Here is a 16,585-nt window from a genome sequence, read left to right on the forward strand (position 1 = left end):
GCCAAGGGAGACTGGAAATAAGCTGTTAAGCATTTAAGCAAGCACATTGACACCGCAGGGGGGCAGTTCTTGCAGGGAGCAAGGGAGAAGGTTTGCAGCTTTTTTTGACAATGAAAATAGTGCAACTTGTAGGCGCAACAGCTTAAATAACATTCCGAATGCTGGTAGAAATTATAAACAGACGATTATTTTACAATCAGACGGGACGGAAATTTAGGAAGAGAAGTTTCCATTGCAAAGTTGCGGATGAGGGCGATGAGGAAGATGAGGGAGAGTTATTGAACAAGTTTCTTCCCATTCCCCATGCCCCTAATCTCCACTGGGCTTCGCCCCGCTTCGCCCCGCTTCGCTAACGTGGGGGGCCGCGAGTTCCCCATTCCCAAAGATTAGCGATCGCTAGATTCTGGGGTTACTTCCAAATTGCTACTGTCATTTGATGCTGGCACTCTTGACTGAGGTGGTTCAATTACCAACGAGGTTCCAGAGGAACCATCCAAAATCAGTTGGTCTGAGGCTGCATCCACAGTTTTTGGGTCTGGAAATACAAATCGTAACAAAGGAGGAGCTAAAAAGGTTGTCAAGATAACCATCATGATAATTGCTGCTCCTAATGGTTTCGAGAGAACGCCACTGGCTGCGCCGACACCAGCAAACACTAATCCAACTTCCCCTCTGGGAATCATCCCCACACCGATCGCTAAACGGTTGATTTCCGGTTGACCAAACACGCTTAAGCCTGTGATTACTTTACCGAGAATGGCTACTGTGATCAGGAAAGTTGCCATAATTAGACCTTCTTGATTATCGGGAATTGCTGGGTTTAAAACTCCCAAATCGGTTTTTGCCCCAACAGTCACAAAGAAAATTGGCACTAACATATCGGCAATAGGACAGACTTGCCTTTGCAGTTCTTTGCGCTTATCTGTCTCTTCTAGAACTAAACCCGCCGCAAAAGCTCCTAAAATTGCTTCTAAGTGGATGACGGCGGCAAGGTATGCCATAGCAAAAGCGAAGATGAATGCTGGTATCACCAGTCCACCCCGTGTTTTGAGTTGATCAGCGATCGCTACAAAGGACTTATTGAAAACATTCCCTAGTAGAATTGCTCCCAAAATAAAACCAGTGGCGCTGATAATTAAATAAATAACTTTACTGACATCCACCACGCCGTCTTTAGCTAGGCTGGCAACTACCGCTAAAACGATGATTCCCAAAACGTCGTCAATGACGGCAGCACCCAAAATAATCTGCCCTTCTTTAGAATTGAGTCGCCCCAACTCTGACAGCACTTTGGAAGTCATCCCAATACTAGTAGCAGTCAAAGCCGCCCCGGCAAAAATTGCAGGTACAGCAGCAATCCCAAAGAAAGTCATCAGCCCCACAGTGCCAGCAGCAAAGGGTACTGCTACTCCCACTACTGCAACGACGGTGGCTTGGATACCAACTGCCATTAAATCTTTTAAGTTTGATTCCAAGCCGATTTCAAACAGCAGGATAATCACACCCAATTCTGCCAAAACCGAAATGACCTCAGACTGCGCTGCAAACACGGCTGGAGTCGCTTCAGGCGTTAAACCAGCAGTGATTTGAAGGAAGGACATGATCAAAGAGTTAGAACTGTCTGTGCCGCCTTCTGGAAACACCAAAAGATGGAAAACAGAAATACCAACTACCACACCACCTACAAGTTCGCCTAAGACAGGCGGTAAACCCACTTGGTTTGATAACTCTCCACCAACTTTGCTGGCGAGATAAACGACTACTAAGCTTAGTAAGACTGCTGCTACTACCATTGAACTGTCTGCGGCTTGTGTTGCGGTAGCCAGCAGAGGAAAAGAGAAGTTGATTGGATCTAACAAATGCATGGGTTCTCTGAAAATCCTTCTCTTTGATTTTGACGCGTTTCTGAAAAACATCCTATGGAAATGTTATTTGCAGCTTCCAAAAATTAATTTGTGTCATTTGTCAACTTAATTAAGCGCCGCCAGAAAACTTCTCAAACCGGGACTACAGATTTTAATTTATTGGTAAGCAAGTTTGTAGTCAGGACTTCAGTCCTTATTTTCTAAGCACTAAAGTGTACTACAAACTCTCAAAACTAGCTTGAGAAAATACTGTGTAATTTTTTTAGTTTCCAAAAATGTAACCATTTCAACTTTTGATTATGGCAGTGTCAAAGTAAGAACATACAAATCGTATCTAGCGATCGCACTTGAGTTGTGAAAAACTTGTGGTGACTGTTAACTCTCTTAACAGCCACCAGAATATTGCTATATACCTTTATTAAAAACATCTGTGGATACTTTGAGGAGTGCAAATCTTATGACTAGAGCCGCTTTAGTCGGTTTTCAGTTTCCCAATGGAAACTTGTGGAAAATACTGCCTTTAACAATGTTTTTATGCTTAACTTTTACACTGCCAACATTGGCACAAGAAAAAGAGAAATTATGGCGAACCCTTAGTGTTAGTGGTCGCGGAGTAGAAACAATACCTACAACCCTGGCCCAAGTCAGTTTAGGAGTAGAGATTCAGGGGAAAACAGCCCAAGAGGTACAGCAAGAAGCCGCCCGGAGGTCATCGGCTGTAGTTGCGTTCCTCAAAAGCCAAAATGTTGAAAAATTACAAACTACTGGTATCCGACTTAATCCAGTTTACAGCTACACGAATAATGTGCAGAGGATTACAGGCTATGCTGCCAATAACACCGTAAGTTTTCGCATTCCTACCGAGAAAGCTGGTACATTATTGGATGATGCAGTGAAAGCGGGTGCAACAGAAATTAATGGGATTAGTTTTGTTGCTAATGATGAAGCGATCGCGGCTGCTCAAAAACAAGCATTAAAAAAAGCCACCCAAGATGCCCAGCAGCAAGCTAATGCTGTTTTCAGTGCTTTGGGTTTCCAATCTAAAGAAGTGGTGAGCATTCAAGTTAATAATGCCAGTGCGCCTCCACCACCCATGTTTTTAAGAGCTGAAGCTGCCAAAGTAGCTGATGCTTCCACTCCTGTCGTTGGTGGTGAGCAGCAAGTAGAAGCATCAGTGACACTGCAAATTAGTTATTAGTCATTAGTCATTAGTCCTCTCTTACAAAGTTCTGAGCGGAGGAAACCTCCGCTCAGACTTTGCGCTTTGTCATTTGTGAGGGCAAAGGACTAATAACCAATGTGCAATGCTCAATGCTCAATTAGAAATTCTCTGGCGAAAAATCTCCGCCCCCTTCTGAATCGCGCTTAGAGCCTAATAAATCCAGTTGATCTACGTGGATAACTGGTGAGGATCGGTTTGCTCCTGTTTGGCGATCGCTCCATGTGTCAAACTTTAAGGAACCTTTAACTGCAATTTGCCTGCCTTTACGTACATAATTACCTGCCACCTCAGCCGTTTTTCCCCATAGTTCCAAATTAAACCAGTCAGTATGTTCGCCTTCTTTAGTACGGCGATTAACAGCTAGTGTCAATCTACACTTAACACTACCAGACTCGAAATACTTAATCTCTGGGTCGCCGCCTACACGACCAATGAGGGTGACAACATTGATACTCATCTGCGTTACCTTTTAGTACATGCGTACTTAGCAATTTAGACTTTCATCATAGCGAATTGTGAAACACTTGAAAATAATCCGTTAAACAGTTAACAATATAGTTGACTTAAAAAATTATACATACTACTAGGAGAAACACATAAAAGTACACGGATATTTTAAGCTAACCATAAAATATCAAAAAACAAAGAAGTAAGACATAGTAAATATTCCTGAGAATCATATAAAAATATAGTCTAGTTTACTCAACTCAGGATATAAACATAATCAAATCAACTCTACCGTTGTAGTCAAGAAGTATCGCACATAGGGGGCTTAAAGACGCGTGGGTATTTTTAGGAACTTTCGCACATCATGGGATATGGGTATCGACCTCGGTACTGCTAACACCCTCGTTTATGTATCTGGTAAAGGTATTGTACTGCAAGAGCCTTCTGTAGTTGCTATCGATGTCAACGAAAAGGTAGCACTGGCAGTAGGAGAAGAAGCCAAAAAAATGCTCGGTCGCACACCTGGAAACGTGATTGCCCTCCGTCCTTTGCGCGATGGTGTAATCGCTGATTTCGATATAGCCGAGCTGATGCTCAAAAGCTTTATTGAGCGTGTAAATGAAGGTAAATCCTTAATTTTACCCCGGATTGTCATTGGTATTCCCAGTGGTGTCACCGGAGTAGAAAGGCGAGCTGTGATGGATGCAGCTCACCAAGCAGGAGCAAGAAAAGTTTATTTAATCGATGAACCTGTAGCTGCTGCCATTGGTGCCGGACTACCGGTTGCTGAACCCACTGGCAACATGATCATCGATATTGGTGGTGGTACAACAGAAGTTGCAGTGCTGAGTCTTCAGGGTACAGTGATTAGTGAATCAGTACGCATTGCTGGGGATGAACTTACTGAATCGATTCTTCAGTATATTAAGAAAGTTCATAACTTAGTCATTGGTGAGCGAACTGCCGAAGACATCAAGATTCGGATGGGTTCTGCCTATCCTACTAATGATGATAATGACGCTATGATGGAAATCCGGGGCTTACACCTACTTTCTGGTCTTCCACGTACTGTAACAATTAAAGCCCCAGAAATTCGTGAAAGTATGTTGGAACCGCTATCAGTAATTATAGAAGCTGTGAAGCGGACACTGGAACGCACACCTCCAGAACTGGCAGCAGACATTATTGACAGAGGTATTATGTTAGCCGGTGGTGGTGCTTTGCTCAAAGGCATAGATACCTTAATTAGCCATGAAACGGGGATTGTGACTCACATTGCCGCCGATCCTCTCTGCTGTGTTGTGCTGGGAACAGGTCGTGTGTTAGAAAACTTTAAACAGTTGGAAAGAGTAGTTATTGAAAGCTCTCGCAATATGTAGTCGGAAAAATATCAAACTAGAGTTCTATTTGGGTTTTATATAAATAGAACTCAAATAGAACTTAATTATTTAAATATATTAATGTATATATGGTTACAATACGGCGTTGGTGGGATCATAAAGGGTTGCAAATCGGGTTGTTAGCTTTAGTAGTTGGTAGTGCTTGGATATTGCGACAAACTCAAGGTGCACTGGTACTTGAGACATACCAGGCAATTACCCGTCCGTTAGAGATGTTGCAGTCAGGGCCAACTCCAGAAGAACGTCTCAGGGATGCTCGGATATTGGAATTGCAAACCCGTATTGTAGATTTGGAAAGTCAAAAGACAAAGCTACAAGATTTATTAGGCTATGTGGAAAAAGAGCCGTTGGCATCACGGCCAATTCCAGCGCGGGTTGTAGGACGTAGTGCTGATCAGTGGTGGCAACAAGTTACCCTGAATCGTGGTGCAAATGCAGGGATTCAGGAAGGCTTCATAGTCAAGGCAGAAGGCGGATTAGTGGGTTTAGTGGAGAGTGTAACTCCCAATACTAGTCGCGTGTTGCTAATCAGCGATCTTAAAAGTCAAGTGGGTGTATCAGTTAGCCGCACAGCAGCTAAAGGCGTTTTGCGTGGGGATTCTTCAGCAGAAGCTGTGCTGGAGTTTTATGAAAAAGTCCCAAATGTTAAGGTAGGAGATTTAGTTTCCACATCTACTTATAGTCAGAAATTTCCATCTGGTTTGGCAGTAGGACGAATCAAGTCGCTGGATTTAAAGAAACTTCCCGCCTCAGTAGCGAAAATCGAGCTTTTTCCGCCAATCCGCTCTCTCGATTGGGTGGCTGTTTATCCAAAGCTAGAAAACCAAGAGTTGGAAATCCAAAAGTCGGTAAATCAAGTGCCGCAAAAGTCTAAGTCAATTCTTCAAAAAAATCCATAGAAAAATGAAGATTCCTGCATTTGTTGGTAGCAGGCAGAAAAAGCCAAAATCATCACAGCGAAAATCGAAATTCCGAATCCAGCCACTTTTTCATTGGCATCCCGGTGTACGTCAGTTGTTGGGTTGGATAGTGACGGCTAGTTCTGTACTCTTATGTTTACTATTATTGCCAACCCGCTTGCCAGGTATGGAACTATTGGGAATTGCCCCTAACTGGCTATTAATTTGGGTGGTAGCTTGGAGTGTGAAGCGCACAGTGTTTGCGGGAGCATTGGCAGGGATAGTTCTAGGACTACTTCAAGATTCAATGACATCACCTGACCCTACTCATGCCCTTAGTTTAGGTATAGTCGGAATTTTAACTGCTCTGCTTCAGAAGCAGCGTTTTATCGAAGAAGATTTTATTTCGATTGCTGTAATTGTGTTTGTAATGGCAGTTTTGGCAGAAACTATTTTTGGGTTGCAATTAACTTTGATGGGGAATGAGCGCAAGGTAACAGATATTTGGACATATTACCAGCGTGTCGCCCTAGCCTCTGCCATTCTTAGTAGTCTGTGGGCACCTGTAGTGTATTATCCACTAAATCGTTGGTGGCAACGGATAAAGTTGTTGGAACAATAGTCAAACGATTTTGAATTTTGGACTTCGACCTCGCTCAGTCGAACGATTTTAAATTTTGGATTGACCCCGATAATCAAACAACACCGGATCATGGTAGTTAGTGGTATTTATGTTTGATACTTTCTTTTTTGCCCTAAAAGAATATCGGTAAGTCATCTCCTGATTTACTAACAGCAGAAAATAGAAGCCTTCACTGATTAACCTAGTTGGAAAACCCTGATATCGAAGGAAAGAAAAAGTAATAAAGAAGTTAAAAAACCTAAAAAATATCCCAAAGATAAAAAGGATAAAAAAGACCCAAATAAATAGGATGATTTAGGTAAATAACTCTAGTGAAGACCAAGAGTTGCATTTATTGAAATTGACAATACTTCGTCCATTAAGATTGAATAGGAGAAGTTATTGTCAAAAATTTATTCACCCTTGGTCAAGCCTCAAAATTTCATAATTTAGGTTAGTGCCTGCAATGTCTACAATGGTCACTGAGCCTGTCGTGAGCTTGTCGTGAGCTTGTCCTGAGCGTAGTCGTTGGCGCAGCCTCTCGTAGAGAAGGGCGTAGCCATAAAGCCTGCGGCATAGCTACGCTTAAGGCGCAGCCTCTCGTAGAGAAGGGCGCAGTCGAAGTAGCTTTGCCGAAGTGCGGGCTACACCTACGCAACTAAATTAGGCAGGAGTAAACTTCAACGAAACCCCATTCATGCAATAGCGCTTCCCTGTGGGTGCAGGGCCGTCATCAAAAACATGACCCAGATGGCTACCACAACGACTACAATGTACTTCGGTTCTGGTCATAAACAACGACCGATCTTCAGTAGTAGCGATCGCACCTTCAATCGGCTTAAAGAAGCTAGGCCAGCCAGTACCACTGTTAAATTTGGTATCAGAGGTAAACAGTGGCTGTTTACACGCAGCACAATAATAAGTCCCATTGTCGTATTCCTTATCCAATGGGCTGGTGTAAGGGCGTTCAGTCCCGTGTTTACGCAATACATTAAACTGTTCTGGCGTTAAAATCGTCTGCCACTCTTCTTCAGGTTTGGTGATTTCAAATTCACTATTAGAAGTTGTCATCGCTTCTGACTCCCAATTGATATACTTTGATAACAATGCTGTGCCGACTATTACTGCACTAGCCTGTAAAAAATACCGTTTGTCCATATATCTATTATTTTCTATTTTGAGGTTAACTGGACAATCAACTCCAGTACGGAATTCCCTACATTAATGACTATAATCAGCGATCGCCCTGAATTACACCTGATAAACTGATTAAAATTAGCTAAGAAATAACAAAATAAACCCACCGTACATTAACGGTAATGCGCTTTTTTGGTCAGGTTAGCCAGTAAATTAAATGTAGGGCGTAAAAAAATAAACTAAATGAAAGCGATGTCTAACGACAAGCCGCAAGGCGTGTGCGCTTCTGATTTTGCATCTATCGTCGGCGAAAATGCTGTTTGTCTTTGGGAAAATATCGAACTAAGTCAGCAAAAACGTATTCAACAGGCAATCTCTAATCAGAAGCTGCAAGACCTTTACGCTTCTGGAAATTCTCCTAGTTGTATCGTCTATCCTCGCACTCAACAACAGTTAGCTACAGTTATTGCTACAGCTCACACTAACAACTGGCGTGTTCTTCCCTGTGGTAGTTGCAGTAAACTTAGCTGGGGCGGTTTAGCTAAGGGCGTTGATATTGTAGTTAGTACAGAACGCATGAACCAACTGATTGAACATGCTGTTGGGGATTTGACTGTCACAGTAGAAGCTGGGATGAAGTTCTCTGATTTGCAAGCACTTTTGATAAAATCGCGGCAATTTCTCGCTCTTGACCCCACAGCACCAGAGTCAGCAACCATTGGTGGTATTGTTGCCACAGGTGATACAGGTTCTCTGCGGCAACGTTATGGTAGTGTGCGCGACCAGCTACTAGGTATTACTTTTGTGCGTGCCGATGGACAAATCGCTAAAGCTGGGGGAAGAGTAGTTAAAAATGTTGCTGGATATGACTTGATGAAATTGCTTACTGGGTCTTACGGCACATTAGGCTTTATTAGTCAACTAACTTTCCGCATATATCCGCTACCAGAGGCATCGGGGACGGTAGTACTAACGGGTAGTGCAGAGGCTGTATCTCAAGCGGCTGATATCCTTCGAGGTTCGGCGTTAACACCTGTTCAGGCTGATTTGCTATCAACTAAGTTGGTGTCTAGTTTAGGTTTGGGTGAAGGACTGGGATTAATTGCCCGCTTTCAAAGTATTAGTGAGAGTGTTAAGGAACAGTCAAACCGAATTTTGGAAGTAGGGCAAAAGTTAGGTTTAGATGGGGCAATTTTTGCCGATGGTGATGAGGCTAATCTATGGCAGAGATTACAAGAACGAATCCATTTTTCTGACACAGAATCTGTAATCATTTGCAAAATAGGAGTGTTACCTACTGCTGCTGTGGAGATTTTGACTCAGGTGGAGTTGGGTTTAATTCATATAAGTAGTGGTTTGGGTTTGTTACAATTAGAGGATAAAAATAAAGTTTTGAAAGTACGCGATGAGCTAGGCTGCGCCGGAGGCGATGCCCACGGCGGGCTGCGCCTACGCACTCAAGCGAGTAGAGGTTTTTTAACAATTCTGGAAGCACCAGTGGCGGTTAAAGAACAAATAGATGTTTGGGGTTATACGGGGAATGCTTTGCCGTTGATGCGTCGTATTAAGGAACAGTTTGATAGTAAGAATATTTTAAGTCCTGGTAGGTTTGTGGGTGGGATTTAGTTTTAACCAACCGCAGAGACACTGAGGACGCTGAGATAGAGAGGGGAAAAGAAATATGCAAGTTTCAGAAAATTCTGTTAATAATACGGCTAGTTTAAAGAATTTGAAGGGGTTTGATGAGAATCATCCGCCTGACCCAAAGTTAATTGATAGTTGTGTACATTGTGGATTTTGTCTCTCGACTTGTCCGAGTTATCGGGTGCTGGGTAAGGAGATGGATTCTCCTAGAGGACGCGTCTATTTAATGGATGCAATTAATCAGGGTGACATTGCTCTAAATACGGCAACTGTAGAACATTTTGATTCTTGTTTGGGCTGTCTTGCTTGTGTGAGTACTTGTCCTTCTGGGGTGCAGTATGACAAGTTAATTTCTGCAACTCGTCATCAAGTTGAACGAAATTATCCTCGCAGTTTGCCAGACAAGTTATTTCGTCAACTGATATTTTCTTTGTTTCCTTATCCTAACCTTTTACGGGTTTTATTAGTTCCCTTGTTGGTTTATCAAAAGTTGGGATTTGCTAAATTATTTCGGGCTACGGGTTTACTCAATAAAATATCGCCCCGTTTGGCAGCAATGGAATCTATTCTGCCAGAAATTACTCTCAAATCTTTTCAAGATAATTTGCCTACCATTATTCGCGCTAAAGGTGAGAAGCGCTACCGAGTCGGGGTGATTTTGGGTTGCGTGCAACGGCTGTTTTTCTCTCCTGTGAATGAAGCAACCGTGCGGGTTTTAACGGCGAATGGTTGTGAAGTTGTGATTCCGAAATCTCAAGGTTGTTGTGCAGCGCTTCCCGAACATCAAGGACAAACAGAACAGGCGAAAGCTTTAGCAAGGCAGATGATTGATAGTTTTGCCAAAACAGATGTAGATTTCGTGATTATTAATGCTGCTGGTTGCGGTCATACTTTGAAAGAATACGGTCATATTTTAGAAGATGACCCAGAATATCGGGAAAAGGCGAAGGATTTTGCCGCTAAAGTTAAAGATGCTCAAGAGTTTTTGGCAACTGTTGGGTTAACAGCAAAACTTTCACCGTTGACTAATAAACCTTTAAATTTAGTTTATCAAGATGCTTGTCATTTATTGCATGGACAAAAGATTAGCGTGCAACCGCGTCAGGTGTTGCGGCAAATTCCAGGGGTGAAGTTGAGAGAACCAATAGATGCAGCTTTATGTTGTGGCAGTGCTGGGGTTTATAATATGTTGCAACCGGAAGTTTCTGAAGAATTGGGTCGGCAAAAAGTGCAGAATTTGTTGAATACTGGTGCTGAGTTAATTGCTTCTGCTAATCCGGGGTGTACTTTGCAAATTACGAAGTATTTGCACTTGCAAGGTAAGACTATTTCAGTTATTCACCCGATGGAGTTGTTAGATTATTCGATTCGGGGTGAAAAGTTGAAATTGTAGACATTTATTGTGGGGTGGGCGTCTCGCCCGCCAGTAAATAAGGGCGGACAAGATGTCCACCCCACAAGAAAAGTTAGATATTTTTTTAATTGGAAGTTTTTAATCAGCTGTTTTGAAAAAGCTTTTTCCGAAATAGCCGCTTTCTCGTCTGTATAATCACTGAAATGGGCAAGAGTGTCAGCCTAATTTTGGGTGATTTGTGATGAAACTAGATTTAGTCAGGTTTTTTCAAGCTTGCAATCCCAGTAAGACTCTGGTTGTGAGCAAACCGGAGGATAGACAGTATTATATTGATTTCTCTAAAGTGCGTGGTGCCAAGATTATTGAAGAATTAGGGCGAACTATCACCCGCCTTTCACCTGAAGAACCTACCTGTCAATTATTTACCGGACATATTGGCTGTGGCAAGTCTACTGAATTACTGCGGCTAAAGGCAGAGTTAGAACAGCAGGGATTTCATGCGGTTTATTTCGAGTCTAGCCAAAGCCTGGATATGGCTGATATTGATGTTACAGATATATTACTGGCAGTAGCTCGTGAGGTTAGTCAAAGCCTAGAAGCAATAAAAATTAACCTCAAACCAGGATACTTTCAAACTCTGTTTACTGAACTTGGTGAATTTTTGCAAACGCCGATAGAACTTGGGGGAGAGTTATCTGTAGGTATTGCCAAAATTACTGCCAAAACTAAAGATAGTCCTAAACTCCGTGGACAGTTACGGCAATATTTAGAACCGCGTACCAATGGCATTTTAGAATCAATTAACAAAGAATTGCTCAAGCCTGCTAGAGAAAAACTTAAGCAGCAAGGTAAACAAGGACTAGTGGTAATTATAGATAATCTCGACAGAGTGGATAATTCTTTGAAACCTTCCGGTCATTACCAGCCAGAATATCTCTTTGTTGAACGCGGTGAACAATTAAACCAGCTAAATTGTCATGTTGTTTATACTATTCCCTTAGTGTTGATTTTTTCCAACGCTTTAGGAAGGTTAACAAATCGCTTTGGCGCAGACCCCAAGGTTTTGCCGATGGTTCCTGTGCAACTACAAGATGGTTCGCAATTTTCACAAGGAATTACACTGCTGCGACAAATGGTGATGGCGAGAGCTTTTCCTGGTGTCAGTTGGGAACAAAGCCAGCATTTGATTAGTGAAGTTTTTGATAGTCCTGATAGTTTAGAAAGGCTGTGCTTAGTTAGCGGCGGTCATTTGCGTAACTTGTTAATGTTATTATTTCGTTGTCTTCAGCAAGAAGACCCACCTTTGTCACAAGAGTGCGTAAATAGAGTGATTAAACAACGCCGTAATGAGCTAACTTTGGCAATTACGCCCGATGAATGGGAATTACTGCGTAAGGTGGCGCAAGAGAAAAACTTGAGAGGTCATGAAAGATACGAACTTTTGCTCCGCAGTATGTTTGTATTTGAATACCGGAATGAAGATGGTTCTTGGTTTGATGTCAATCCGATTTTGGCTGAAGCCCAAGAATTTAGGTTAGGGACTTCCAATTAAAAAAATAATCAATCGCTGTGTAGGCACGGGAGCATACCACAGGGGCTACAGTGTACACACAAGTTGGAAAAACCTTATCCACAAAAGAGCCAAGCTATAATTTTTAAAGGTTTTAGCCTTAGCGATCGCTTGTGTCTGCCCAGTTAAGCAAATTTATATCTAGCAGGCTTTTTGGGCTTTTCTATCCGTTCTATAAATGCGTACGCTAAATCAACAAATGCGAACGCCAAATCAACAAATGCGAACGCCAAATCAACAAATGCGAACGCCGAATCAACAAATGCGAACGCCGAATCAACAAATGCGAACGCCGAATCAACAAATGCGAACGCCGAATCAACAAATGCGAACGCCGAAATAACATTATAAAGGGGAAACTAGAATATCTATTCCCTCCCCTTTAATAAGCTATGGTGTACACGCAAGTAAATTCAGGAATCAAACCGGATTGCTATATGTTATGAGTAATCAGCAAGAGCCAGAAAATTTAGCCTTTGACAATGAGCATTCATTGCAAACTCTGGTGCGAACAATTACCCTTTCTCAAGGAGAATTTTCGCTGATTTTGCTGCGCTGTAACTATGCTGATTTATGTCAGCGCATGGTAGAACGCCTGCGACAATTAACTCCTGTACAAATCTGCGAAATTACCTTACCTACATCGGTCAAAACGCTTTACACAAATATACACGAACAACTTTTAAATCAAAAGCCACCTGCGTTGATGATTTTTGGTTTGGAGTCGGTTAAAGATATTGATACAGTTCTGACTTCAGCTAACCAAGTACGGGAGGAGTTTAGAAAAAACTTCCGTTTTCCGATATTGTTGTGGGTTAATGATTCAGTTCTGCAAAAATTTATTCGATTAGCAACTGATTTAGAAAATTGGGCAACTATCATTGAATTTGAAAACCCTACTGATGAGTTAATCAACTACCTTCAGCAAAAAAGTGACGAAATCTTTGCTGGTAATATCACGCCTAATCCCCAAATGTGCCGGGAACTAGAAACCGCCCGTCAAGATTTGCAAAGTCGAGGAGAAGTATTAGAAGCAGCACTTCAAGCAAGTTTAGAGTATTTGCTTGGTTTAAACGATTATATACATGACCAGATAGATTCTGCTTTAGCACATTATCAACAAAGTTTAGAGTTGTGGCGACAAAGTAATTATTTAGAACGACAAGGTATATTACTCGTTAATATTGCTTCGGCTTATAATCGCCAATCTGAAAAAAATCAAACAGAAAATCAACGCTATTGGCAAGAGTCTAGAAATTACTTTGAGCAAGCTATTGAAATTTTTGAACAAGCACAACTTTCACATTTAGTTGCAAAACATATTACTAAACTGGGTGAAGTGCTGCGACATTTACAAGTATGGTCAGAGTTGCAAAGCCTTGTAGTAAAAGCTCTGCCGCTACATCAAAATTATGGCACGCCGGTGCAGTTGGCTCAAAATTATGGTTTTTTGGCAGAAGTAGCTTTAGAACAGTCTCGCTGGGATGAAGCTCATCAATTTGCAGAGCAAGCATTGCAAATATTAGCTGATATACATAATTTTCAATTAAATGAATTTGGTTTGTATCGGTTTATTTTAGCCAAATCACAACAGGGTTTAGGTGAATTTAAAGCAGCAATTACTAATTTAGAAGTTGCGAAAAATGAAAGTAATCATCAGTACAACCCACAATTATATATATCCATATTAGAAAGGTTGCGCTCACTCTACTTTGAACAAGGCGAATATCTTAAAGCTTTTAATATTAAACAAGAACAACTACAAATTGAACAGCAGTATGGCTTCCGCGCTTTTGTTGGTGCATCTTATCTCAACCCACGGCTACAGGCAATTAATTCTGCACAGTTGCAAGTAGAAAACCCTGAAACTATTGCTCAAGAAATTGCTGCTTCTGGACGAGGACAAGATGTGAAGCGGTTGCGAGAAAGAATTGGCGGGACTGAGCATAAATTGACTGTAATTCATGGTCAATCAGGAGTAGGTAAAAGTTCAATTTTACAAGGTGGATTAATCCCGGCATTGCAACAGCAAGCAATTGGTGAGCGAGATGCTTTACCCCTTTTGTTGCGAGTTTATACAGATTGGGTGGGAATGTTGGGGCAGAGTTTGGCTAAGGCTTTTGAGGAAGTCAGAGGTAATCAATTATCTGTGAATCTTAATTCTTCAGCAGCTATTTTGGAACAATTACGGAGAAATGCTGACCGGAATTTGTTGACGGTTTTAATCTTTGACCAGTTTGAAGAGTTTTTCTTTGTTTATACTGACCAACGTCAACGACGAGAATTTTATGAGTTTTTGCGAGTTTGTCTAGATATTCCTTTTGTCAAAGTAATTCTATCTTTGCGTGAAGATTATTTACATTATTTGTTAGAGTTAGACCGTCTGTTTAATTTGACTGCAATTAATAATAATATTCTCGATAAAAATATTCGCTATTACTTAGGTAACTTTTTGCCAGCCGATGCTATGGCTGTAGTGCAGAGTTTAACAGAACGCTCTCATTTTTACCTAGAGCCTGCATTAATTGATGAATTAGTCCGGGATTTAGCAGGTTATTTGGGAGAAGTACGCCCGATTGAGCTACAAATTGTGGGGACGCAATTGCAAACTGAGAAAATTACAAGTTTAGATAGTTATCGTCAGTTTGGTACAAAAGAAAAACTAGTTGAGCGGTTTTTAGAAGAAGTCATCCAAGATTGTGGTGCGGAGAATGAACAAGTTGCTCGACTGGTTTTATATTTACTTACAGATGAAAATGGTACTCGTCCCCTGAAAACTCGTGCTGAGTTAGTCGCAGATTTGGCAGTAGAAACCGATAAACTAGATTTGGTGTTAGAAATTTTTGTGGCATCAAGGTTAGTATTGCTGTTACCAGAATCGCCAGCTGACCGTTATCAACTGGTGCATGATTATCTCGTGGCGTTCATTCGTCAACAACAAGGCAATGAAATATTAGCAGAACTAGCAAGAGAGCGAGAACAACGCTTGCGAGCAGAGGAAAAAATCCAAACAGCTAACAAACAAGTTAAAATTGCTGAAGAGAAAGTACAACAGGCAAATAGACAACAACAAGAAGCAGAATTTAAAGCTAAACAGGCTCAAACTATTTTGAGTCAAGCACAAGCAGCACTTACAAAAGCATATAAAGATACACGGATAGCACAGACAGCACAAAAAGAATCACAAAAGGGAACCGAATTAGAACGGGCAAGTGTTAATGCCTTAAAACAGTTTGAGTATGCCGAGTTAGAATCATTGGTCGCGGCAATGCAGAGTGGAAAAGAGTTAAAAACTTTCGTAAAAGATGGTCGCCCTTTAGAAAAATATCCAGCTATCAGCCCTATTTTTGCTTTGGATACTATTCTCGATAAAATCAAAGAACTTAACCGATTCGAAGGGCATCAAGGCAGTGTCTTAAGTGTTAATTTCAGCCCGGACGGCAAAACCATCGCCACGGCATCAGATGACAACACAGCGCGGTTGTGGACGCTTAATGGGCAACTGCTTACCAAATTCAAAGGGCATCAAGGCAGTGTCAGGGGTGTAAGTTTCAGCCCGGACGGCAAAACCATCGCCACGGCATCAGATGACAACACAGCGCGGTTGTGGACGTTCAATGGGCAACTGCTCACCGAATTCAAAGGGCATCAAGGCAGTGTCAGGGGTGTAAATTTCAGCCCGGACGGCAAAACCATCGCCACGGCATCAGATGACAACACAGCGCAGTTGTGGACGTTCAACGGGCAACTGCTCACCAAATTTAAAGGGCATCAAGGCAGTGTCTTAAGTGTAAGTTTCAGCCCAGACGGCAAAACCATCGCCACGGCATCAGATGACAACACAGCGCGGTTGTGGACGCTTAACGGGCAACTGCTCACCAAATTCAAAGGGCATCAAAGCTATGTAGGGGGTGTGAGTTTCAGCCCGGACAGTAAAACCATCGTCACGGCATCAGCTGACAACACAGCGCGGTTGTGGACGCTCAACGGGCAACTGCTCACCGAATTCATAGGGCATCAAGGCAGTGTCTTAAGTGTAAGTTTCAGCCCGGACGGCAAAACCATCGCCACGGCATCAGCTGATAACACAGCGCGGTTGTGGACGCTCAACGGGCGACTGCTCACTAAATTCAAAGGGCATCAAGGCTATGTTAGAGGTGTGAGTTTCAGCCCGGACGGCAAAACCATCGCCACGGCATCAGCTGATAACACAGCGCGGTTGTGGACGCTAAACAGGCGACTGCTTACCAAATTCAAAGGGCATCAAGGCAGTGTCAGGGGTGTAAGTTTCAGCCCGGACGGCAAAACCATCGCCACGGCATCAGCTGATAACACAGCGCGGTTGTGGACGCTTAATGGGCAACTGCTTACCAAATTCAAAGGGCATCAAGGCAGTGTCAGGGGTGTAAGTTTCAGCCCGGACGG

General features: G+C 42.2%; 12 protein-coding genes. 9 read left to right on the top strand and 3 right to left on the bottom strand.

Going from position 1 to position 16,585, the window contains the following annotated elements:
- Window positions 1-386: 386 nt before the first annotated feature.
- Window positions 387-1,865, bottom strand: a complete 1,479-nt coding sequence (locus V7L20_RS14690) for a cation:proton antiporter (protein WP_334744788.1) — start codon at window positions 1,863-1,865, stop codon at window positions 387-389.
- A gap of 457 nt (window positions 1,866-2,322) precedes the next feature.
- Here V7L20_RS14690 and V7L20_RS14695 point away from each other — a divergent pair, with 457 nt between their 5' ends.
- Window positions 2,323-3,063 (top strand): SIMPL domain-containing protein, encoded by a 741-nt coding sequence (locus V7L20_RS14695; RefSeq protein WP_334744789.1) that lies wholly within the window; start codon window positions 2,323-2,325, stop codon window positions 3,061-3,063.
- Window positions 3,064-3,184: 121 nt separating this feature from the next.
- Here the strand turns inward: V7L20_RS14695 and V7L20_RS14700 are convergent, their stop codons facing one another.
- Complete coding sequence (locus V7L20_RS14700) at window positions 3,185-3,544, bottom strand: single-stranded DNA-binding protein (protein ID WP_334744790.1); 360 nt, start codon at window positions 3,542-3,544, stop codon at window positions 3,185-3,187.
- 361 nt (window positions 3,545-3,905) lie between these two features.
- Between V7L20_RS14700 and V7L20_RS14705 the strand changes: the two genes are divergently transcribed.
- The 3 genes from V7L20_RS14705 (at window position 3,906) to mreD (ending at window position 6,455) form a co-directional block, all read left to right on the top strand.
- Entirely contained in the window at window positions 3,906-4,913 is a 1,008-nt protein-coding gene (locus V7L20_RS14705) for a rod shape-determining protein (RefSeq protein ID WP_334744799.1), read from the top strand.
- A gap of 89 nt (window positions 4,914-5,002) precedes the next feature.
- The gene (gene mreC, locus V7L20_RS14710) at window positions 5,003-5,833 is read left to right on the top strand and encodes a rod shape-determining protein MreC (protein WP_334744791.1); all 831 of its coding nucleotides are present in this window, start codon (window positions 5,003-5,005) and stop codon (window positions 5,831-5,833) included.
- Window positions 5,834-5,837: 4 nt separating this feature from the next.
- Entirely contained in the window at window positions 5,838-6,455 is a 618-nt protein-coding gene (mreD, locus tag V7L20_RS14715) for a rod shape-determining protein MreD (RefSeq protein ID WP_334744792.1), read from the top strand.
- Window positions 6,456-7,118: 663 nt separating this feature from the next.
- Here the strand turns inward: mreD and msrB are convergent.
- Window positions 7,119-7,613, bottom strand: coding sequence for a peptide-methionine (R)-S-oxide reductase MsrB (gene msrB, locus V7L20_RS14720; RefSeq protein ID WP_334744793.1), 495 nt, complete (start codon window positions 7,611-7,613; stop codon window positions 7,119-7,121).
- Between the two features lie 222 nt (window positions 7,614-7,835).
- Between msrB and V7L20_RS14725 the strand changes: the two genes are divergently transcribed.
- The 5 genes from V7L20_RS14725 to V7L20_RS14745 all read left to right on the top strand — a co-directional run.
- Window positions 7,836-9,218, top strand: coding sequence for an FAD-binding oxidoreductase (locus V7L20_RS14725; protein WP_334744794.1), 1,383 nt, complete (start codon window positions 7,836-7,838; stop codon window positions 9,216-9,218).
- 55 nt (window positions 9,219-9,273) lie between these two features.
- On the top strand, window positions 9,274-10,629 hold the full coding sequence (locus tag V7L20_RS14730) for a (Fe-S)-binding protein (protein ID WP_334744795.1): 1,356 nt from the start codon (window positions 9,274-9,276) through the stop codon (window positions 10,627-10,629).
- Window positions 10,630-10,831: 202 nt separating this feature from the next.
- Window positions 10,832-12,142: a P-loop NTPase fold protein gene (locus tag V7L20_RS14735; RefSeq protein ID WP_334744796.1), complete on the top strand. Its 1,311-nt coding sequence runs from the start codon at window positions 10,832-10,834 to the stop codon at window positions 12,140-12,142.
- A gap of 196 nt (window positions 12,143-12,338) precedes the next feature.
- A complete protein-coding gene (locus V7L20_RS14740) occupies window positions 12,339-12,503 on the top strand; it encodes a hypothetical protein (RefSeq protein ID WP_334744797.1) in 165 nt (54 codons plus the stop codon).
- Window positions 12,504-12,602: 99 nt separating this feature from the next.
- The coding region (locus V7L20_RS14745; RefSeq protein ID WP_334744798.1) for an nSTAND1 domain-containing NTPase at window positions 12,603-16,585 on the top strand (3,983 nt) is incomplete at its 3' end.

Origin of the sequence: Nostoc sp. (assembly GCF_036916735.1) — a bacterium.
Taxonomy (GTDB): Bacteria; Cyanobacteriota; Cyanobacteriia; order Cyanobacteriales; family Nostocaceae; genus Nostoc.

Bases quoted from the DNA above. Each gene is read 5' to 3' on its own strand.
- V7L20_RS14690 (WP_334744788.1), bottom strand. From the start codon at position 1,865: ATGCATTTGTTAGATCCAATCAACTTCTCTTTTCCTCTGCTGGCTACC.
- V7L20_RS14705 (WP_334744799.1), top strand. From the start codon at position 3,906: ATGGGTATCGACCTCGGTACTGCTAACACCCTCGTTTATGTATCTGGT.
- mreC (WP_334744791.1), top strand. From the start codon at position 5,003: ATGGTTACAATACGGCGTTGGTGGGATCATAAAGGGTTGCAAATCGGG.
- V7L20_RS14740 (WP_334744797.1), top strand. From the start codon at position 12,339: ATGCGTACGCTAAATCAACAAATGCGAACGCCAAATCAACAAATGCGA.
- V7L20_RS14725 (WP_334744794.1), top strand. From the start codon at position 7,836: ATGAAAGCGATGTCTAACGACAAGCCGCAAGGCGTGTGCGCTTCTGAT.
- mreD (WP_334744792.1), top strand. From the start codon at position 5,838: ATGAAGATTCCTGCATTTGTTGGTAGCAGGCAGAAAAAGCCAAAATCA.
- msrB (WP_334744793.1), bottom strand. From the start codon at position 7,613: ATGGACAAACGGTATTTTTTACAGGCTAGTGCAGTAATAGTCGGCACA.
- V7L20_RS14695 (WP_334744789.1), top strand. From the start codon at position 2,323: ATGACTAGAGCCGCTTTAGTCGGTTTTCAGTTTCCCAATGGAAACTTG.
- V7L20_RS14730 (WP_334744795.1), top strand. From the start codon at position 9,274: ATGCAAGTTTCAGAAAATTCTGTTAATAATACGGCTAGTTTAAAGAAT.
- V7L20_RS14735 (WP_334744796.1), top strand. From the start codon at position 10,832: ATGAAACTAGATTTAGTCAGGTTTTTTCAAGCTTGCAATCCCAGTAAG.
- V7L20_RS14700 (WP_334744790.1), bottom strand. From the start codon at position 3,544: ATGAGTATCAATGTTGTCACCCTCATTGGTCGTGTAGGCGGCGACCCA.